Annotated in this window: 17 protein-coding genes; 11 read left to right on the top strand and 6 right to left on the bottom strand. The window is 70.1% G+C overall.

Annotation, left to right across the window (positions count from 1 at the left end):
• Positions 1-189 precede the first annotated feature (189 nt).
• The 5 genes from FLL47_RS21815 to FLL47_RS21795 all read left to right on the top strand — a co-directional run bounded on the left by FLL47_RS21815 (position 190) and on the right by FLL47_RS21795 (position 5,862).
• Complete coding sequence (locus tag FLL47_RS21815) at positions 190-1,221, top strand: glycoside hydrolase family 183 protein (RefSeq protein WP_246158397.1); 1,032 nt, start codon at positions 190-192, stop codon at positions 1,219-1,221.
• 113 nt (positions 1,222-1,334) lie between these two features.
• Positions 1,335-2,600 (top strand): ABC transporter substrate-binding protein, encoded by a 1,266-nt coding sequence (locus tag FLL47_RS21810; protein ID WP_246158396.1) that lies wholly within the window; start codon positions 1,335-1,337, stop codon positions 2,598-2,600.
• Between the two features lie 69 nt (positions 2,601-2,669).
• Positions 2,670-3,635, top strand: a complete 966-nt coding sequence (locus FLL47_RS21805; protein ID WP_144122417.1) for a carbohydrate ABC transporter permease — start codon at positions 2,670-2,672, stop codon at positions 3,633-3,635.
• A 17-nt stretch (positions 3,636-3,652) separates the two neighbouring features.
• Complete coding sequence (locus FLL47_RS21800; RefSeq protein ID WP_144122416.1) at positions 3,653-4,474, top strand: carbohydrate ABC transporter permease; 822 nt, start codon at positions 3,653-3,655, stop codon at positions 4,472-4,474.
• Entirely contained in the window at positions 4,471-5,862 is a 1,392-nt protein-coding gene (locus tag FLL47_RS21795) for a mannitol dehydrogenase family protein (RefSeq protein ID WP_144122415.1), read from the top strand. Before FLL47_RS21800 ends, FLL47_RS21795 begins: the two co-directional genes overlap by 4 nt.
• Positions 5,863-5,936: 74 nt before the next feature.
• Here the strand turns inward: FLL47_RS21795 and FLL47_RS21790 are convergent, their stop codons facing one another.
• From FLL47_RS21790 to FLL47_RS21775, 4 genes are all read right to left on the bottom strand, one after another.
• A complete protein-coding gene (locus FLL47_RS21790) occupies positions 5,937-7,574 on the bottom strand; it encodes a fucose isomerase (RefSeq protein WP_144122414.1) in 1,638 nt (545 codons plus the stop codon).
• Positions 7,495-10,086, bottom strand: coding sequence for a GH116 family glycosyl-hydrolase (locus tag FLL47_RS21785; protein ID WP_144122413.1), 2,592 nt, complete (start codon positions 10,084-10,086; stop codon positions 7,495-7,497). The genes FLL47_RS21790 and FLL47_RS21785 overlap by 80 nt, the downstream gene beginning before the upstream one ends.
• A 112-nt stretch (positions 10,087-10,198) precedes the next feature.
• Entirely contained in the window at positions 10,199-11,722 is a 1,524-nt protein-coding gene (locus tag FLL47_RS21780; protein ID WP_144122412.1) for an FGGY-family carbohydrate kinase, read from the bottom strand.
• 69 nt (positions 11,723-11,791) lie between these two features.
• Complete coding sequence (locus tag FLL47_RS21775; protein WP_144122411.1) at positions 11,792-12,769, bottom strand: LacI family DNA-binding transcriptional regulator; 978 nt, start codon at positions 12,767-12,769, stop codon at positions 11,792-11,794.
• Between the two features lie 182 nt (positions 12,770-12,951).
• Between FLL47_RS21775 and FLL47_RS21770 the strand changes: the two genes are divergently transcribed.
• The 4 genes from FLL47_RS21770 (at position 12,952) to FLL47_RS21755 (ending at position 17,600) form a co-directional block, all read left to right on the top strand.
• Complete coding sequence (locus FLL47_RS21770) at positions 12,952-14,064, top strand: glycoside hydrolase family 172 protein (RefSeq protein WP_246158394.1); 1,113 nt, start codon at positions 12,952-12,954, stop codon at positions 14,062-14,064.
• A 76-nt stretch (positions 14,065-14,140) separates the two neighbouring features.
• Positions 14,141-15,706 carry a glycoside hydrolase family 183 protein gene (locus FLL47_RS21765; RefSeq protein WP_144122409.1) on the top strand — a complete coding sequence of 522 codons (1,566 nt, stop codon included), beginning with the start codon at positions 14,141-14,143 and terminating at the stop codon, positions 15,704-15,706.
• 23 nt (positions 15,707-15,729) lie between these two features.
• Entirely contained in the window at positions 15,730-16,728 is a 999-nt protein-coding gene (locus FLL47_RS21760) for an alpha/beta hydrolase (RefSeq protein ID WP_144122408.1), read from the top strand.
• Between the two features lie 128 nt (positions 16,729-16,856).
• Positions 16,857-17,600, top strand: coding sequence for an SDR family NAD(P)-dependent oxidoreductase (locus FLL47_RS21755; RefSeq protein WP_144122407.1), 744 nt, complete (start codon positions 16,857-16,859; stop codon positions 17,598-17,600).
• 94 nt (positions 17,601-17,694) lie between these two features.
• On the opposite strand, the gene FLL47_RS21750 is transcribed toward FLL47_RS21755, so the two are convergent.
• A complete protein-coding gene (locus FLL47_RS21750; protein ID WP_186315828.1) occupies positions 17,695-18,126 on the bottom strand; it encodes a GNAT family N-acetyltransferase in 432 nt (143 codons plus the stop codon).
• Between the two features lie 120 nt (positions 18,127-18,246).
• On the opposite strand from FLL47_RS21750, the gene FLL47_RS21745 reads away from it, so the two are divergent.
• Positions 18,247-19,920: a hypothetical protein gene (locus FLL47_RS21745; RefSeq protein WP_144122405.1), complete on the top strand. Its 1,674-nt coding sequence runs from the start codon at positions 18,247-18,249 to the stop codon at positions 19,918-19,920.
• A gap of 12 nt (positions 19,921-19,932) precedes the next feature.
• Here the strand turns inward: FLL47_RS21745 and FLL47_RS21740 are convergent, their stop codons facing one another.
• Positions 19,933-20,487 carry a mycothiol transferase gene (locus FLL47_RS21740; protein WP_144122404.1) on the bottom strand — a complete coding sequence of 185 codons (555 nt, stop codon included), beginning with the start codon at positions 20,485-20,487 and terminating at the stop codon, positions 19,933-19,935.
• 84 nt (positions 20,488-20,571) lie between these two features.
• Here FLL47_RS21740 and FLL47_RS21735 point away from each other — a divergent pair.
• The coding region (locus FLL47_RS21735; protein WP_144122403.1) for a WYL domain-containing protein at positions 20,572-20,788 on the top strand (217 nt) is incomplete at its 3' end.

Genomic DNA, 20,788 nt, shown 5'->3' with positions numbered 1-20,788 from the left:
AGGGGTTGGGCGGCTCTTGACGAAACCGATTTCCTGCGGTTCACTGCTAGCCATCCTGCTCCCGACGAGAAGGGCGGACACGTGCCGGCAACGCGCATGAAATTCCGCCGCCCACGTCGTGACGGGACGGCGGCACTGATCCTCGCCGTCGTGGTCGCGTCCACCGGCTGCTCCACCAGAGGGGGTCAGATGAACCCGCCGCAAGACCTGCCCTTCGTGCTGGCGGGCGTGACCGATGTGCACCGGGTCGCGCAGCTCACCGGCCCGGACTCGCCCAACCGCACCGACCGCGCCGCGATCGCGGGCACCGACCTGGGGTCGATGTTCGAGTCCGACGGCAAGGTGTGGTTCGTCTTCGGCGACACGTTCGGCAAGCGGGCGCCGGGTTTCACCGGCGGCGGTGGCGAGCAGTGGCGCTCCAACGCGCTGGCCTACACCACCGACACCGACCCGGCCGACGGGATCACGCTGGACGGCTTCATCGTCGACGAGCAGGGTCGGGCCAAGGAACTGCTCGGTTCCGAGAAGGTCGATTTCAGCGAGATGACGGTGATCCCGACCTACGGGTTCGCCGCCGCAGGCGCGATGTACCTCGCCTACATGTCCGTCCGCCACTGGGGCGAGCCGGGCGAGTGGGAGGTGAACCACGCGGGCCTGGCCAAGTCCACCGATCAGGGGCAGACCTGGACCAAGCTCGCCGCGCCGCACTGGCCCGGGGACGGCAACTTCGTCCAGGTCAGCGTCGCCGAGGTCGACGGAGAGCTCTACTTCTGGGGCGTCACGCACGGCCGCTTCGGTGGCGTGCAGCTGATGAAGGTCGCGCCGGCGCAGGTCGAGCAGTCCGGTGCCTACCGGTACTTCGCCGGCACCGGCGCCGACGGTTCGCCGCTCTGGTCGAGCGATCCTGCCGCCGCACGCACGATCGTCGACGACACCGTCGGCGAGTTGTCCGTGGTGTGGAACAAGCACCTGTCCCGGTGGCTGATGTCCTACACCAACGGTGGGGGAGCCGGCGCGAGCCTGCGCGAGGGCCTGACGCCGTGGGGACCCTGGGGTGACGCGATCACCCTGGTCTCCTCGGTCGACGTGCCGGGGCTCTACTCGCCGTACATGCTCCCGCGGTACACCGCGGACGGGGGCAGAACCATCTATTTCACGCTTTCGGTCTGGGACCCGTACAACGTCTTCTGGTACCGGGCCGACCTGGTCAGCAAAGCCTGACGCAGGCATTATGACGAACTGCGCCCCGGTCGCGGGTCGCAGCAGGAGGAGGAGCGATGCGCAGACGCGGCATAGTTTTGCTCGCGATAGCAGCTGTCACTGCGTCCACCGCGTTGAGCGGATGCGGTGGCGGGAGTGAGGACCCGGCCGGCAAGACCACCGTCACGTTCTGGCAGCAGAAGTTCGAGGACTACCAGCAGGCCTGGTTCAAGAAGCATGTGGACCAGTACAACGCCTCGCAGGACAAGGTGAAGGTCGACCTGCAGGTCGTGCCGGCCGACACCTGGGCGCAGAAGCTCAAGGCGGCGCAGGCCGCCGGCAAGGCCCCCGACATCGCGACCACCAGCTACGGCAACGTCGCGCCCGGTGTGGCCCAAGGACAGTTCGCCGCGCTCGACGACCTGCTGCCCGCCGCGGCGTTCACCGACATCAAGGACAACGTCAAGGGCTTCGTCACGGTCGGCGGCAAGCACTACGCGTACCCGATGCTGGTCGAGCCGTCGACGGTGCTGTACTACCGCACCGACCTGGTGACCGCCGCCGGCCTGGATCCGGCCAGCCCGCCCAGGACCTGGGACGAGCTGATCACCTGGGCGACCAAGCTGACCCAGGGCAAGGTGAAGGGCATGACCATCGCCTCCGCCGGGCCCGACCTCGGCTGGTCCAGCTGGGGCCTGCAGTACAACGCCTGCGGGCGGCTGCCGGTCAACGACGACTGGTCCAAGTCGACGGCGACCGAGCCGTGCTTCGAGAAGCTGCTGACCTTCTACAAGACGCTCTACCAGAACGGCCTGATCCCCAAGACGCCGAAGGTCGGCTACGCCGACGGGGCGCCGTACGGTCAGGGCGAGGTCGCGATGATGGCGGGCGGCTCGTGGGTGATCGGCCAGCTCAAGAACGACTTCAAGGCGATGGTCCCGAAGACCGCGGTGGCCCCGTTCCCGTCCGTCGACGGCGACCCCGCCAAGACGACCGCGACCCTGGGCGGCTGGACACTGACCGTCGACGCCAAGTCCAAGGGCAAGCAGCAGGCCGCCGACTTCGTCAAGTACCTGCTCGCCGGGGACCCGGCGCTGATGGCCGACTTCTTCAAGACGAGCGGGTTCTCCAAGTACACCGTGCGCACCTCGGTCGACCAGGCGCTGGCGAGCAACCCCGACGCCTCGTCGGACCCCTTCATGAAGGTCATCTCCGATAAGGTCGTGCCCTACGGCAAGCAGGAGCCCGCGTACCCGTGGGACATCTCGCTCGCGTTCGGCACCGCCATCGAGTCGGCGATGAAGGGCAAGGCCGACGTGCCGACGTCGCTGAAGACGGCCGCGGCCGCCATCGACGACGTCATCAAGAAGCAGTCGCTGGCCGGGACTGCGCCCAAGTAAGCGTGCCGGACTCCGGTGCCCGGGTCGCGCGTTCGGCGTCCCGGGCACCGCTCTTCGAGGGGATTGACGATGACCGCTCTCGACTCCCGGGTCGCCGTGCCGGCGGACCCGGCCCCGGACGGCGTCGCGCAACGCGACCGTCGGCGGCTCCTGGCCCGCCACCGCCGGGACAACCGCACCGCGTACCTGATGATCGCCCCGATGGTCGTGCTGCTGAGCATCTTCGTGGTGTGGCCACTGATCTACTCGGTCTACCTGAGCACCTTCAAAATCAGCTTCTACGAGGAGCCGGAGTTCGTCGGCCTGGACTTCTACCAGTACGTGCTGGACAGCCCGCGCTTCTGGGAGTCGATCTGGGTCGGCCTCTACTACGCGCTGCTCACCGTGCCGACCGGCATCGTCATCGCGCTGCTGCTGGCCAGCTTCATCAAGACGCTGAGCAGACGCGCGGCGGCGTACATGAAGACCACCGTCTACCTGCCCGCCGTCGTCTCCACGGTGGTCGCCTCGGTCCTGTTCGTGTTCATGTACCAGGACGAAGGCGTCATCAACTGGATGCTCGGCCTGCTCAACAGCGGCCCGGTCAACTGGCTCAACGACCCCGGCTACGCGCTGCCGGCCATCGCCGTGCCGGGCATCTGGCTCAGCTTCGGCATCACCACGCTCATCCTGCTGGCCGGGCTGCTCGACATCCCCGAGAACTACTACGAGTCGGCGCAGCTCGACGGGGCCGGCTTCTTCCAGAGGCTGTTCCGCATCACCATCCCGCTGCTGAAGAACGTGCTGCTCTACCTGTTCGTCACCGGTTTCACGCTGGCGATCCAGTTGTTCGAGCTGCCCCTGATCATGACGAACGGCGGGCCGGTCGACGCGACCACGACGCCGAACCTCTACATCTTCAACAGCTTCCGCGACCTGACGCCGTACGCCACCAGCTTCTCGCTCACCGCGTCGCTGATGCTGTTCGTCGTGCTCGGCGCGATCTCGCTGGTGATCTTCAGACTCGTCAACTCCGACAAAGCCATCGACGGCTAGACGCGCAGGGGTAGCCCATGAAAAAGTCCGTCCCGCAACGGGTCTTCTCCGCCGTGCTCATCACACTGATCAGCGTCAGCGTGATGTTTCCCCTCGCCTGGATGGCGATCGCCGGGTTCAAGGGCAAGACCGAGGTGCTGCGCTCGCCGTTCCAGTTCTTCCCGGACATGTGGCGCTGGGACAACTACTCGGCGATCCTGGCCGATCCGCAGTTCCTGCGGGCGATGGGCATTACCGTCGTCGGCGCGCTCATCTTCACCGCGCTGAGCCTGACCGTGAACACCCTTGCCGCGTACGCCTTCGCCCGGCTGGAGTTCACCGGCAAGCGCTTCTGGTGGGTCTACTGCCTGACGCCGATGTTCATCCCGGCGATGGCGATCCTGCTGACCTCGTTCATGGTGGTGTCCAAGCTCGGCATGCTCGACACGCTCGCCGTCCTGATCATCCCGGGGGCCGCGTCGTCCGCCCAGATGTTCTTCATCCGGCAGTTCTACCTCGGCTTCCCGATGGCGGTCGAGGAGGCCGCGCTGGTCGACGGCGCCACCCGCTGGCAGATCTTCGTCCGGGTGTTCCTGCCGCAGTCGGCCGCCCCGTTCGTGGTCATGGGCATCGCGTCCTACCTGGCGTACTGGAACGCCTACGTGTGGCCGGTGCTCACCATCACCGACCCGGACCTGACGCAGATCATGCAGTTCCTCGGCAACTTCCGGTCCGACCGGGGCAACGACTGGGGCCTGCTGATGGCCGGCTCCACGCTGGCCTCCCTGCCCACGATCGCGCTGCTGCTGGTCTTCCAGCGGTTCATCGTCAACGGCGTGCGCATCTCGGGCATCAAATGAGCGCCGGCATCGTGCACATCGGCGTCGGCGGCTTCCACCGCGCCCACCAGGCGATGGTCCTGGACGACCTGAGGGTGCTGGGCCTGGCCGACGGCTGGGGCATCTGCGGCGTCGGCGTGCTGCCCGGCGACCGGCGTATGCGCGACGTGCTGCACGCGCAGGACCACCGCTACACGCTGGTACTCAAACACCCCGACGGGCAGCAGACCGCCCGCGGCATCGCCTCGATCACCGACTACCTGTTCGCGCCCGACGATCCGGAAGCCGTCATCGAGAAGATGGCCTCGCCCGAGGTCCGCATCGTCTCGCTGACCATCACCGAGGGCGGCTACCACGTCGACCGGATCACCGGAGAGTTCGACGCGAGCGACCCGAGGATCGCCGCGGACCTGGCGCCCGGCGCCGTCCCGCAGACCGCGTTCGGCCTGATCGCCGAGGCGCTGCGCCGCCGCCGCGAACGGGGCGTGGTCCCGTTCACCGTGCTGTCGTGCGACAACATCCAGGGCAACGGCGACGTCTGCCGACGGATGCTTGCGGCGTTCGCCACCCGCAAGGATCCCGAACTCGGGACCTGGATCGCCGCCGCCGTCGCGTTCCCGAACTCCATGGTGGACCGGATCACCCCCGCGACGACGGACGACGACCGGGCGGCGATCACCGCCCGGTTCGGCGTCGACGACGCCTGGCCGGTGGTCGCCGAACCGTTCTTCCAGTGGGTGATCGAGGATCACTTCCCGGCCGGGCGGCCGCCGTTCGAGGCGGCGGGCGTGCAGCTGGTGGCCGACGTCGAGCCGTACGAGCTGATGAAGCTGCGTCTGCTCAACGCCGGCCATCAGGGGCTGTGTTACTTCGGCCGGCTCAGCGGATACGACCTCGTGCACGAGGCGGCGCAGGACCCGCTCATCGTGCGGCTGTTGCGCCGCTACATGGATGAGGAGGCCACCCCGACTCTGCGCCCGGTACCCGGCGTCGACCTCGACCGCTACAAGGACACCCTGCTCGAACGCTTCGCCAATCCCCATGTGCGCGACACGATCGCTCGGCTGTGCACCGACTCGTCCGACCGCATCCCGACCTGGCTGCTGCCCGTCGTACGGCACCAACTCGCCACGGGCGGCCCGGTGCGGTTTTCGGCGGCGATCGTCGCCAGCTGGGCCCGCTACGCCGAGGGCGTCGACGAGCACGGCGAAGCGATCGACGTCGTGGACCGGCAACGCGAAACGGTGATGGCGTACGCGGCCCGGCAGCGTGCCGATCCGACGGCCTTCCTGCGGCAGCGTGACCTGTTCGGCGACCTGGCCGACGACGCCGTTTTCGCGGCCGAGTACCGGTGGGCGCTCAACTCATTGATCCACCGAGGCGCCCAGGCGACACTCGCGGACCTGTAAGTCCTGACCTGCCTCAAACGACGGGCCGGCGACCTTGGATCCAAGGTCGCCGGCCCGTCACCGTCGCGGGATGGTCAGAGTTTCACGTCGCCGCACAGGTGCACGGCGACCCCCAGCTCCCGGAACAGCGCCGCCTTGGCCAGCAGCGCGCGGTCGGCCCCGTCCGCGTCGGGCGCGTACGCGACCTGCACGTGGTTGGCCTTGTGGCGGGCCATCAGCTGGTCGCGGCTGACGCCTTCGAGGACCGCGTGCATGATCGGCCACTGCCTGGTGGTGGCGTCGAGCCGCCGCTGCGTCTCGGCGGCCGGCAGGTCCACGACGTGGCCGCGGCCGATGTCGACGTGCAGCGCCCCGCCCATGACGAACACCCGCGACCAGACGATCTCGCCCGGCACCGCGATCCCGCTGAGGGTGCCGCCGCCGAGCGGGAAGTACATCGGCGGCTGCCGCATGCTGTAGCTGTGCTGGTAGCCGCCGTGGTGCGAGGCGGGCGCGGAGCCGGAGATCTCGAACACCCAGACGAACTCGCCGCCGTACTCGTCGCCCCACCGGATGTCGTGCAGCGTGGTCGCCGGGTCGAAGCCCATCGCCGTCCAGATCCGGTTGGTGACCAGCGCGTCGACGGCGACGCCCCAGTCCACCTCGTTGAAGTGCGGCAGCGGCTGCCCGGCGTACAACTCGCGGGCGCCGTCCCGGCTGCGCACCGGCGGGCGCTCGACGTTGTTGAGCAGACCCTCGGCCAGGTCGCTGGCCGGCACCGTGTCCTTGAGCCCCTGCTGGTACTGGATGCCGACCGCGTCCAGGCCGAAGTCGTCACTGATGCGCAGCGCCGCGATGTACATCTTGAGCTGGCTGGTCACCTGCGCCTCGGTCAGCTCGGTGGCCTCGTCGGTGCCGAAGTGGAAGGTGAGGCCGCGCTCGTCCAGCCATCGGCGCGCGGCGGCGGCCTCGTCGTCGCCGACCCGGGCCATCTCGGCGACCAGCGCGCTCTGCGACAGCCGTTCCTTGAAGATGCCCAGCGGGTTGAGCAGCTCGTCGTCGATGATCGCGTTGTACATGCCCATGCAGCCCTCGTCGAACACCCCGATGACGGCCTTGTCGTCGCGCAGCTGCCGGGCCAGGGCGACGCCGAGCTCCACCTCGGCCGCAGCCGGGTCGAGGCCGGGCAGGTCGCGCACGTGCGACTGGTCGTGGCGCAGCTCTCCGGTGTCCAGCCAGGTCCGCAGCCCGTCACGGGCCCACGCGTCGGTGAAGTCCTCGCTCCACAGCGCCGAGTGGAAGACACCGGCCTTGGTGAGGCTGGCGGTCAGGTTCAGCAGTCCCACCAGGCCGGGGAACTCGCCGGACCAGTTCGCCACGACGAGGATCGGCCCGCGGTGGCTGCGCAGCCCGGCCAGCACGTGGTGGCTGTACTGCCACACCGCGTCGACGACGACCAGTGGCGCGTCCACCGGGATGTCCTTGAACACCTCGATGCCGTAGCGCTGGCTGTCGATGAAGCCGTGGCCCTTGTCCGGGTCGAACGGGTGCGCCCGCTGCGCCGCCCAGCCCAGCTCGGCCAGGGCCGCGGTGACGGCGGCCTCGAACTGCTGCTGCGCCGGCCAGCAGGTGATGTTGGCGGACAGCCGCAGGTCACCGCTGGCGATCGTGTAGACGGTGCGGGGCGACGCCGGCGGGCGCTGCGACGGCGCGGGCAGGAGATAACTCGTCATGGTCGGTCCTTCCGATCGAGGGGTCAGGGGCGGTGAGCGGTACGGCGTCGCCCGCGGTGAGCCGGACCGGGCCCGCGGCCAGCGGCCCGAGCACGGGGTGGGCGACGGTGAGGGTGTCCAGGTCGAGCCGGCCGCCGAGCAGGCGCAGCTGTGCGCCGCCGGGGGAGAGGGTCAGCTCGCCCCAGCCGGTGCCGGTGGTGAAGATCGTTCGTAGCCGGTCGCCGCCCCAGCGCGGGGCGAAGGCGAGGGTGCGCGCGGTGGCGTCGTAGTCCGCGCCGCTGAGCGCGACGACCAGGCCCCAGCTCGCCAGCGAGCGGGCGTAGTGGTTGCCGCACTCGACCTCGTTCCAGGGGTTGCGCCGCCGGCCGTCGTGCCGTGCGCGCACCGCGCGGACCAGCTGCAGGCCCTCGTCGACCAGCCCTTCGAAGACCAGGTGGGTGGCCACCTGGTACTCGATGCCGGTCCACACCTCGTCGCTGTAGACGAACGGGATGCGCGGGCGGCCGCCGCGCGGCCAGGAGCACAGCAGCAGTCCCGCCTCGTCGTTGAGGGCGTAGGTGCGCTGGACGCTGTGGTGGCCGCCCAGGTCGGCGCGGAAGTTGTGCCGGTGGACCGCGGCGACGGCGCTGCGCACGTGTTCGGCGGGCAGGACGTGGCCCAGCCCCGCGACGTGCGCCAGGAGCTGGCCGAACACCTGGTCGGACAGGCATCCGGTGCCGTACTGGTAGCGGCGGGCGTCGACGTCGTCGAGCTGCTGCTCGTAGTACTCGCCGTTGAACAGCAGCGCGTCCATCCGGGACGCGCCCGTCGCGGCCGCGGCGCGGTAGCGCTGCGCGGACGAGGTGTCGCCCATCCGGTCGGCGATGGCCGCACCGGCGGTCAGGGCCGCGAAGAACATCGAGTTCGCCAGCGAGTTCGGCCCGTGGAACTCGATGTCGTAGGTGTTGTGCTGCTGGCTGTCCAGCACGCCGTCGCCGTCGGCGTCCCACGTGGTGAAGGCGTACTCCAGCGCCCGTTGCGCGCCCGGCCAGCAGGCGGCCAGGAATTCGTCGTCGCCGCTGAACCGCCATTCGCGGTGCAGCCGCACGATCGCGCCGAGCTGCCCGTCGACCGCGGGGTGGAAGTCCCACGGCGCGTTGCCGAAGACGCTGTTGGCGCGGAAGTTCATCCGGCCGTCGGGCCGGGTCTCGTGCACGAACTCGGTGCGCCGGGCGTCGCGTTCCAGCTCCGGGAACAGGAACGCGGCGGTCTGGGCGTAGTTCCATACATGCGTGCAGGTGCCTTCGCAGCTGCCGGCGTCGTCGAAGCTGCCCTCCCAGGCGGCGAAGCGACCGCCCGTCAGCCGGAAGCAGGTGGTGCTGCGCAGCACGACCAGGGTCGAGCTGACCGCGTCGACGACCTCCGGCGGCAGCGTGCCGCCGAACAGGGCCCCGTGGAACGCGCGGGTGTGCCGTTCCAGTTCCGGCAGGTCGGCGGCGAGGCGGCGGGCGGCGGCCCAGGCGTCGGCGTACGCGGTGGCGTAGTGGTTGCGGACCACCTCACCGGCCCGCGTGCCGTCCAGATTGATGTTGCCCTGCCAGGCGCTCGGGCGGTTCGGGAAGTGCCAGGTGAGCAGGAACTCGAAGTCCCGGCTCGCACCCGGGGCGATCCGGTGGTCGACGGCGAGCGAACCCACCCGCAGCCGCGTGAACCAGTCCGGGTACGGGGGCTCGTCCAGGCTGAACGCGGTCTCCGGCGTCAGCCGCCCGGCGGTGCTCAGCTCGTCCCAGAACACCTGGACGCCGTCCTGCCAGAAGCCGCTGAGCCACTGCGGCTTGGCCGTCGTCCTGGTGTCCGTGGTGGCCAGCACCGCGGTGCCGTGTCGCAGGTCGTCGTCGGGCAGGTCGCTGGTGAACCGGATGCCGTGCAGCCCATCCGCGTCGGCCCAGGCGTTCGCCGGTCGCCCGGCGTAACGCGGGAAGTGGTGCACGTCGTATCCGGTGATGCCGATCGGGTTGGCCAGCGAGCCGACGACGGTCACGTCGGCCGCGACAGCGATTGGGTTGGTCACCGTGTAGCGCAGCACCGCGCCGGGGATGCCCGAGGCGTCCGCGTCCAGCGGCACCAGCGGCGTGAACGCGGTCAGCGCCACCTGCACGCCGAGGTCGTCGTCGGCGAAGTCGACCCGCAGCAGCGGATACTCGCCGTGCATCCGGCTCGCGCGCAGTCTCGGAAGCCCGGCCAGCTGCCCGGCGTAGTAGCCCTGGTCGCCTTCGTGCGGTCCGGTCAGCCGCGACTCCAGGATGCGGGTGACGGGCACGCCGCCTGCAGGCTCTGCGCGGATCGCGAAGAAGGAGAACGGCAGCCGCGCGCCTTTGGCCGGCCGGTTGGCGAGCTCCCAGTCGCGCAGCTCGCCGCGCGCGCCGATCGACACGTTGCCGGTGCCGATCCCGCCGAGCGGGAAGGCCGCGGCGGACGCGTCCGGGCCGAGCCCCCGCGCGGCCGGGGGAGCGCTTTCAGGGTGCACAGGCATGAGGGGGTAGGCCTCCGTCCAGGGGTCGACGGGTTTGCGGGGTCGTCGGGGTGGGGTGTGCACAGGTGGCGCGGCCACTCGCCGGTGGCGTGTCAGCGGGTGGCGCGGCCGCTCACGGGGCGGGACGTCGACCGGTGGCGCGGTGCCGCTCGCGAGCGGCGAGGGCGTGCACGGTCGGCGCGGTGGCCGGATACAGCTCCAGGTAGAGCGCGTAGAGCTCGTCGTAGTCGGCGCGGACCGACGGCTGCGGGGTCCGTGCTTCGAGGATCGGGTTCCACAGGTCGATGTCGGGATCGGCGACAGCACCGGCAGCGAGGAACGCGGCGCCGAAGGCGGCCCCGATCGTCTTGGCGGGGATGGCCTGCGGGCGTCCGGTCACGTCGGACACGATCTGGGTCCACAGGCTGCCCTGCGCGCCGCCGCCGACGGCGACGATCCGCTCGACGTGTCCGCCTGCCTGCTCGATCGCGGCGACGTTGTGGCGTACGCCGAACGCCGTCGCCTCCAGCGCCGCCCGGTAGAGGTCGCCGCGGGTGTGCGCGACGGTGAGCCCGGCGAGCACGCCGCGCGCGTCGGGATCGGCGACCGGGGTCCGCTCACCGGCGAAGTAGGGCAGCATGAGCAGCCCGTTCGCGCCCGGCCCGGCGGCGTCGGCCAGCGCCAGCAGCTCCGGATAGCCGGGGGAGCCGAACAGCTCGCGCAGCCATCCGGTGATCGCGCCCGAGGTGGCCATCCCCCCGGCGAGGTTGCGGGTGCCGGGCAGCGCGCCGACCGTGCCCCACAGCGTCGGCGAGGTCAGCGGCTTGTCCACGGTGTTGATGAGGAACATGGTGGTGCCGTACATCAGCATCAGGTCGCCGACCCGGTGCGCGCCGACGCTGATCGCCTCGGACCAGGCGTCGATCGTGCCCGCGATGACGGGAGTGCCCGGGGCGAGCCCCGTCTCGGCGGCAGCCGCAGCCGACACGCCGCCGATGGTGTCGCCGGGCCAGACCAACGGCGGCAGCTGCGCCCCGGCGGCGACCTCGCCCGCCCAGGGGCCGTACCAGTCCTGCACGTTCGCGTCGTACATCGGTGTGCACTGGCTGGCCGAGTGGTGGTCGAGGTAGTAGGTCCCGGTCAGCTGCCAGCCGAGCCACGTGCTGGGCTGGAAGAAGCGCCAGTCGCCGGCGACCGCCTGGGGCTCGTTGTCGGCGAGCCACGCCAACTTCGGCCCGGCCGCCTGCGTGCTCAGCGACGAGCCGCAGCGCTCGCGGATCGTGTCGGCCCCGCCGAGCCGCTCGGTCAGTCGCTCGATCTGCTCGGTCGCGCGGGTGTCGATGCCATAGAGCATCGCGGGCCGGCGCGGCTGGCCCGCGAGATCGGTGACCAGCACGCACGGGCCCATCCCGCTCACGCCGACGGAGCGGACCTGACCGGGCGCGGGCGCACCGGGCGCGGCCAGCAGCTCGCGGATGATGCCGGCAGCCTCGTCCCACCAGACGTGGGCGTCCATCTCGACGTGCCCCGGCGCGGGCCGGCGCACCTCGTGCTCGCGGGTGGCGGTGGCGACGATCGTGCCGTCGAGCGTGACGAGTACGCCCTTACTGCTCGACGTTCCGATGTCGACGCCGAGGACACAGGCTTGCCTCAACATGCCCGTACCCTGTCAGAAATCGATTTCACCGTCAAGCACTACCGACATCTCGAGTGTCGCTCGGGGGTCTCAGCCGACGGGGCTCACCTGGTTGCGCAGCACGATGGTGCGGGCCGGCTGGTCGTCGCCCTTGATGCGCTCCAGCAGCAGTTTCGCGGCGGTGATGCCCAGGTGCCGGGCCGGCATGTGCACGACCGTGATCGGGATCGGCACCAGCGGCAGGAAGGGCAGGTCGCCGAAGACGGCCACCCCGGTAGCCGGGGGGAGCTTGCCCTGCTCGGACAGCACCCGCAGGGCGCCGACGCTCATCAGGTTGTTGGCGACGAACACCGCGTCCGGGGGCTCGGGCAGGGCGAGCAGCTCGCTCATCGCCGCCGCGCCGCCGTCGACGCGGAAGTCGGCGTAGCGCAGGTAGCGGTCGTCGGCCTCGGCCGGCCGGCCGGTGGTGACCGCGTCGCGCCAGCCGTCGGCGCGCTGGGTGGCCGTCTCGACGTCGCTCGGGCCGGTGATGCACGCGATCCGCTGAAAACCCTGCTCCACCAGGGCATGGGTGGCCGCACGGCCGCCAGCCCGGTTGTCGACGATGACCGCGTCGACGTCCACGCCGTGCGGGCTGCGGTCGACCGCCACCACCGGACACTTGCGGGCGAGCAGGCCGCTCAGGTCGCTGTTGCCGCCCGCGGCCGCGATGATCACGCCGGCCATGGTGGCGCTCAGCGCGATGTCGAGGTAGACCAGTTCCTTCTCGTGGTCCTCGTCGGTGTTGCACAGCACCACCGAGTAGCCGGCGGCGCGGGCCACGTCCTCGACGCCGCGCGCCAGCGCGGTGAAGAACGGGTTCTCGATGTCCGGGATGACCAGGGCGATCACCTCGGAGCTCTGCAACCGCAGGGTGCGCGCGGTGCGGCTCGGCGTGAACGCCAGTGCCTTGGCCGCCTTGCGCACCGCCTCGGCCTTCTCGGGGGACACGTTGGCGCCGTTGAACACGCGCGAGACGGTGGCGGGGGAGACCCCGGCCGCGGCGGCGACCTCGTAGATCGTTGGCATCGCTTCCTCATCGATCGGCCGGCCTGCCCGCCGGTGGAGCCTGGGGCGTCGGGGCTCGGGGCGTCGGCGACCCGTTGACACGGCGGCCCCCTCACCCTACCTTAATGAAATCGATTGCACGCGGTGCCCCTTGCCCGCCGTCGAGCCCTGCCCCGAATCGTCGAGGAGAGCATGTGGTCACCGTGGACCTCAGTACGATCGCACGGCTGCGGGCCGTGCAGACCCGCTCGATCAGTCCGGAGAACTTCGACGGATCGGCAGGTGGGGGCGGCCGGGCGACCGAGGGCACGGGCGCCGGGTGCGCCCGCGATCTCGGACCGGGCTGGAAGATCTCGCCCAGCGTCGACATCGCCGCCGGGGAGACCTTCGACCTGGCGAACATCCAGGGACCCGGCAAGATCACCCATATCTGGATCACCACGCACAAGGACAACTGGCGCACCCTGCTGCTCCGGGCATACTGGGACGGCAGCGCGGAGCCCGCGATCGAGGTGCCCTACGGCGACTTCTTCTGCAGCGGCTGGGGCGAGTTCGCCCAGGTCGACTCGCAGGTCATCGCCGCCAACCCGCACGGCGGCTTCAACTCGTACTGGCCGATGCCGTTCGCCGACGGCGCCCGGCTCACCGTGGAGAACCTGTCCACGGTGAGCGTGCGGGTCTACTACCAGATCACGTACGAGATCGGCGGCGACTACAGCGGCCTCGGCTACCTGCACGCCCAGTGGCGGCGCAGCAACCCCCTCGAATACCTCAAGACCCACGTCCTGGTCGACGGCGTCGAGGGCAGCGGCCACTACGTGGGCACCTACCTGGCCTGGGGCGTCAACAGCAACGGCTGGTGGGGCGAAGGCGAGATCAAGTTCTACCTCGACTCCGACGAGGAGTACCCGACCATCTGCGGCACCGGCACCGAGGACTACTTCGGCGGCGCCTGGAACTTCGACGTGCCCGGCCGGGGCTACACCGCGTACTCCACGCCGTACCTCGGCCTGCCGCAGGTGATCCGCCCGGACGGGCTCTACGTCAGCCAGCAGCGCTTCGGCATGTACCGCTGGCACCTGCCCGACCCGATCCACTTCGCGCAGCGGCTGCGCGTCGACATCCAGGCGCTGGGCTGGCGCTCCGGCTGGCGCTACCTGCCGCTGCGCGACGACATCGCCTCGACCGCCCTGTTCTACCTCGACCGGCCCACGGCGCGCCGACCGCGCACGCCCAGCGCCGACGACATGGAGGTGCACCTGGGCGCGGCCCCCGTGCCGGACCTCGGGGCGCAGCCACCGCGTATGCCGGACTGACCGGCACGCGTTCACCGGGACGGCGGGCCGCACCCCGCGGCCTGCGCGTGCCCGCGACATGGAAGGAGTACCGCACATGCACACGCACAACGGGCTCAGATCCATCCCGCGTCTCCTGACCGGCGTCGTCGTGACGCTGGGCACCGTGGCCGCCACCGGCCTCATCACCGCCGCACCGGTAGCCGCCAGCTCGGCCCACACCCCGGCGAGCCTGGTCCAGAAGATCACCGGCGTCGGCTCCCCGAACAACACCTACGGCCGGTGGAACATCAAGTCCACCGACCTCGGCATCCTCTGGGACAACGGCTCCGGCCAGACGATGGCCCTGTTCGGCGACACCTTCGGCGACGCGTGGATCGGCCCCGGCGGCGGCGCGTTCGGCGCCGGGGACCTCAACTGGCGCAGCAACGTCCTGCTGCGCTCCACCGACACGAATCTCGCCGACGGCATGTCGTTCGCCAGCGCGGTCACCGGTGCCGACGGCCGCGCCCGGGAGATCCTGCCCGGCCTGCACCAGGGCAACGACGCGGGCGGCGAGGTCACGAAGATCCCCACGGCGGGCATCGCCGTCGGCACCCGGCAGTACGTGTCGTTCATGTCGGTCCGCCACTGGGGCGCCCCCGGCCAGTGGGACACCAACTACGCCAAGCTCGCCTACTCCGACGACAACGGCACGACCTGGTCGACGACCAACACCCCGACCTGGAACAACCCGTCGTTCAACGACCAGTTCCAGATGCACGCGTTCGAGCGCCGCGGCGGTTACCTCTACGTCTTCGGCACCCCCAGCGGCCGCAGCGGCAGCATCCGGCTGGCCCGCGTCCCCGAGGCCCAGGTGCTGGCCCAGAGCGCCTACCAGTACTGGAACGGCAGCAGCTGGGTGACGAACAACGTCGCCGCCGCCACGCCGATCGTCGGCGCGCCCGCCTCCGAGCTGTCCGTGCGCTACGACGCCTACAGCGGCCGCTGGCTGATGATGTACCTGTCCGGCGAGGACATCATCCTGCGCACCGCGACCACCCCCACCGGCCCGTGGAGCAGCGCACAGGTCGTCGTCAGCTCCGCCGACTACCCGGGCCTCTACGGCGGCTACATCCACCCGTGGAGCTCCGGCGGCAACATCTACTTCGCCATGTCGCAGTGGGACCCGTACAACGTCTACCTGATGAAGATCCAGATCAACACGGCGGGGCAGGTCGTCAACCCGAACCTCATGGGCGACGCCAGCTTCGAGCGCGGCGCGCTCAACGGCACCGGCACCGGCGGCTTCTGGGCCTGCAAGGGCAACTGCGGCATCGACGCCGGCTACTGGGGCTACACCGGCGTGCGCAACGGCTACGCCCGCTACAACAGCGGCTGGCACGACCTGCACCAGACCGTGCCGGTCACCGCGAACACCAACTACCAGCTCAGCGGCTGGCTGCGCACCTCGCCCAACAGCGACAACGGCTTCTTCGGCGTACGCGGCACCAACGACGTGGTCATCGCCGAGGCGAACTTCCACGCGGTCGGGCCGTGGACACGCTTCACCGTGAACTTCAACAGCGGCTCGCGCACCGCCGTCACCGTCTTCGGCGGCGTGTGGACCGACCACGGCGACATCTGGATCCAGCTCGACGACTTCTCCCTCACCCGCGCCTGAACCCGGGCCACCTGGAGGAAACCATGGACCACCACGCTTCCGCACGTCCTCAGCAGGTCAGCCGCCGCCGGCTCATCACCGGGGCCGCGGCCGCGGGCATCGCCGGCGCCACCGCGAGCCTGTTCGCCGCGACACCCGCCCAAGCCGCGGGCGACGGCTTCGGCCTGCGTATCGTCGACCGCAACGAGAACGGTGGCCGACTGCAGTACTACCGGTTCGCCACCGACGCCATCGAATGGGACCCGGCGGTCAACATCCTGCTCCCCGACGGCTACCACACCAGCGGCAAGCGCTACCCGGTGCTCTTCCTGCTGCACGGTGGCGGGGGAGCGGACTTCCGCACGTTCCACCTGCAGGACAACATCGTCAACCTCACCGCCGGCCGCGAGCTGATCATCGTCATGCCCGACGCGTCCACCGGCTGGTACAGCAATCCGGTCAGGTCGCTTTCCGGTCCCCGCAACTGGGAGACCTTCCACATCGGCCAGCTGCTGCCCTGGGTGGAGGCGAACTTCCGCACGTTCGCCGAGTACGACGGCCGCGCCGTCGCCGGCTTCTCGATGGGCGGCTTCGGTGCGCTGAAGTACACGGCGAAGTACTACGGCCACTTCTGCTCCGTCAGCGCCCACTCCGGACCGGCCAGCCTGCGCCGCGACTTCGGTCTGGTGGTGCACTGGGCCAACGCCACCTCCGCCGCGCTGGACCTCGGCGGCGGCACCGTCTACGGCGCGCCGTTCTGGGACGAGGCGCGGGTCAGCGCCGACAACCCGATGCAGCGCATCCCCAGCTACCACAACAAGCGCATCTTCCTGGTGGCCGGGACGTCACCGGACCCGATCAACTGGTTCGACACCGCCAACGAGACGCAGGTCCTGGCCGGGCAGCGCGAGTTCCGCGCCGCGCTCGGTCAGGCCGGCATCGGCCACGAGTGGCACGAGCTACCGGGTGGCCACTACTTCCGGCACGAGATGTTCCTGCGCGACCTCGACGGCATGCTCGCCCGCCTGCGCCGGGCCGGCTGACTCGCGAATCCCGAGGAGTCGGCGGGTCCGGCGACATGCCGGACCCGCCGACGACGGAGTGTTTTGCCGGGAATGCGAGGGCGGATTTCCGCCAGACTCGCACGGTCTGGTGGATCAGGCTTGGCGTCATGAACAGAGTTCTTGACGGAAAAGTAGCGCTGGTAACGGGCGGCAGCCGCGGCATCGGCGCGGCGGTGGCGTTGCGCCTGGCCGAAGACGGCGCTGACGTGGCGCTGACCTACCAGCAGAACGCCGACCGTGCAGCGCAGGTGGTCGAGCAGATCAAGGCCGTAGGACGTCGCGCGTTGGCTGTCCGTGCCGACAGCGCTGACGCTGAGGCGCTGACCGCGGTGGTGGACGACGTTGCCGGCGAGTTCGGGCGGCTAGACATCCTCGTCAACAACGCCGGGGTCTATCTCGTTGCGCCAATAGAGGATCTCGGATTGGCGGAGTTCGACCGCACTGTCGCCGTCAACGTCCGCGCGCCGTTCGTCGCGGCGAAGGCCGCAGCCAGGCACATGGTCAACGGCGGGCGGATCATCAACATCGGCAGCAACATGGCACAGCGTGCGGCGTTCCCCGGCCACTCCCTCTATTCGATGAGCAAGACGGCCCTCATCGGTCTCACCAAAGGCCTCGGCCGTGACCTGGGACCACGCGGTATCACCGTGAACCTGATCAATCCCGGTCCGACTGATACCGACGCGAATCCAGCCAATGGCCCCTACGCCGACACGATCAGGGGATTCACCGCCCTCGGACAGTACGGCGCACCGGCCGACATTGCGGCGGCGGTCGCCTTCCTTGCCCGTGAGGACAGCCGGTACGTCACTGGCTCGACCATCGACGTCGACGGCGGTTTCGCCATTTAGCGCGGCATTAAGCCGTCATGAGCGCGGTGCCCCACTACGCCATGCGGCGTGGGGCACCGCGCTCGTGCCCACAATGGTGTCCACGAGGAGCCGTTCAGGACCGCCGGATCGGGAAAACCACGTGGCGGACCAGCAGACCGGTGCCGTCATCGGCATAGGGTTCGCCCGCGACGCGAGCACCGCAGGCGACGTAGAAGCCCACGGCTGACTCGCGGGCGTCCGCCCACATGACTGCCTCGCCGGAGGCGCGTGCCCGGTCCGCGACCGCGGCGAGCAGTCGCCGTCCGTAGCCGCGCTGCTGATACGCGGTGTCGACCGCCATCGCCCAGAAGTAGCGGGCCGGAAGACTCGGCTCGGCCGGGCACGGCCAGGTCACATGGGACACTGCCGCGACGACCGCTTCCCCGTCGGCCAGCGCCAGATGTTCGGCACCGTCCCCGTCGATCCGCGTCGCGGGCGATGCCCAGCCGAGCACCTCGGACCGCAGCCGGTAGGTCCTCTCCGCTGCGACGTCCACCAGTTCCATGCTGCCACCGTAGTGCGGCACCGGGCAGCCGCGCCTTCGCGTTACGGCGTGCAGCTGACGCCTGCGCTCGGCGATCAGGCACGTCAGCGGAGGCGCCGGTGTGGCGGGTAATCTCCGCTCGTGGTGACCTTGGACGGAATCGACTGGGCGCGGCTGTTTCATGCGCAGGGCCAAGCGGTCGACCTTCCGGCCAGGCTTGCGGCGCTGTGCGGCGCGGACCAGGACGCTGCCGGGGACGCGTTCACCTCCCTGTGGCCCCGCATCTTCGCGGGCGGAGCACTCACGCCCGCGACAGCGCCGGTCGTGCGCCACGTTGTTGCGGTGCTCCACGAGTCTGGACTCGGTGCCGGCGACGACACCATCCGCGAAGGCATCCTGTTCCTGCTGCGTGAGATCGCACGAGCGACGGCCGATGCGAACGCCAAGACGATCCAGGTTCATGCCGATGTCGATGAAACCGTGCGGGCCTGGCTCGATACGTACCTCACGCAAACGCGTCCACCTGCTGTCCACGACTGGGCGGACGGTGACGGACCCGGGCGCGTGCTGCTTCATAACGCGATCGTCGACTGCTTCGACCTGCTTCCCGAAGTCTTCGAGGCGGTGTGGCCGATCCCGGCAGGTTGGCCGGCGTGGACCCGGACGATGGCCGCCGCCGCGACGACCATGCTCGTCCGGCATCCCCAGCTGTCGGGCCAGCGTGCCGAGGTGATCGCCTACCACCAGGAGACCGCGCGGGTGACCGCCGATCGCGGCGAGTGCGCGACCCTGGTTTTCGGCCTCGGCGAACTGGGCGTCGCGCCACGGGACTGGCTCGACGATCCGAGACTCGCTGTGCGCACCTGCGCCGCGCTCGCACCGGCGCTCGCCGATGACCCGACCGCGACAGAAGTACTGGTGCGAGCGGCCGAACATCCCCGCGCGTTCGACCACTCGTTCACCGAGCCGTTCGTCCCTCCTGCGTACCGGATGATGTACCTTCCTCAGCTGCAGGTTCGGCCGTGCCGGGTGCTCATCCACACCGTGTGCGACCGGGTCGACGACTTCCGTCGGCTGCTGGACGCCGCCCTGGCTGCGGTCGACCTGCGCGGTGTCCACCAGCCTGTCGCCGAGTTCGGCCCGTACCTGCGTCATGCGTTCCCGGCCGGGTTGGTGGAGGACGGCACCGCGTCGGTTCAGCAGACGCGATTCGCGGACGTGATCGCGGCCCGTGACGACCTCTGGGACGGGACCTGTGACGGCGTCGCGGAGATGTTCGCCGCGGCCGGCCTGCCACACGACCGTGAACGGTGGCGGAATGTCCGCGTCCCTGTCGTGCTCGACGGTGCCGACCGTCCCACCTACGATCGCACGATACTTCTTCCGCTACCGACCTGGTCGATCAGAAACAGTCCTCACATGTTTCTCGGCGTCGCTCGGACGGATCCTGACCTGCTCCACACGCTCCTAAGCGTCGTCTCGTCCGGTGAAGTGGCAGTGGAGGTCGAGGGCCCGTTGCGGTTCTCCGTCGTGGCGACGGGCGTCGGGGCCGGGCAACTTGATGTTGGCGACCTCATCGCCTCCGGGCCGTACAACTACCGCCCGGTCTACGGGGTGGGGGTCGCGGCGGCGCTCAGTCTGTGGGTGAGCGCATATCAGTGGCGCGCCGGGACCGCGTACCGGCAGCAGTTCGTGGATGGTGTGCCCGCAGGGCCTATCGAGACGCTCGGCCCCGCCGACCGTGGCGACGGTTATCGTTTCGTCTTCGAACTCGACCCCGAGTGGGTGCCGTCGGGCACGCGGCTGCCCGGCTGAGCGTCGGTGCGGTCACTGCGGCGGGTCTTCCCCGGTGAGCCCGTCGACGGCCTCGCGCAGCAGGTCGGCGTGGCCCACATGCCGGGCGTACTCGTCGTGCAGGTCCACCACGATGCGCCGCAGGTTGGGCGACCTGCCGTCGTCCGCGGTCGTGTACTTCGCGGGCTGATCGAGCCCGCCGTCGGCGAGCGCCTTCGCCATCGCCGCCCGCGAGCGCTCGACGGCGCCTCGCCACAGGCCGTAGAGCTCGGCCGGTGTGTCGTCTGCCGCGCTCTGCCAGACCCATCGCGGGTCTGCCGCTTCGGGCGCGTCCAGCGGCGGTCCGGGCGCCTCACCCGTGAAATCGATCGTGTAGCGCTCCTCGACGGCCGCCATGTGCTTGAGCAGGCTGCCGAGCGTCATCGTCGACGGTGGCTGGGGCCGGTTCAGCCCGGCCGTGTCCAGCCCGCCGCACTTCCAGGCGAACTGGGCGCGGGAGCGGTCGAGCGCGAACATCAGCATCTCGACCTCGCCAGCGGTCATCGACGGCTCGTGGATCACGGTGTTCAGGACGGTGTCGTCGGTCATGGGCAGCACGTTAAACTCGGTTCCGGACGTTTCACGACCGGAATCGGTGAAGCGGTCGCGGAACGAGCGCCACGCGCAGGAAGGATGATCGCCGCCCAGGCCGAGGCGGTACGCCGGGCCACCGCCCCGGCGCCCGATCGTGGTGCCGCCCGGCCCGACCCACAGACCACCACTGAACTGGTGCACGCCTGCGCGGACCGCCGGCGGGTGCGCCTGCGGTATCGCTCCGAGGCCGGCAATGAGCGCGAGCTGGACGTCGACCCGTGGGCGGTCGTCGTGCGCCACAGCCGCTGGTACCTGC

Source organism: Catellatospora sichuanensis, from assembly GCF_007483665.1.
Classification (GTDB): domain Bacteria; phylum Actinomycetota; class Actinomycetes; order Mycobacteriales; family Micromonosporaceae; genus Catellatospora; species Catellatospora sichuanensis.
This window is presented reverse-complemented; position numbering and strand designations above follow the sequence as displayed.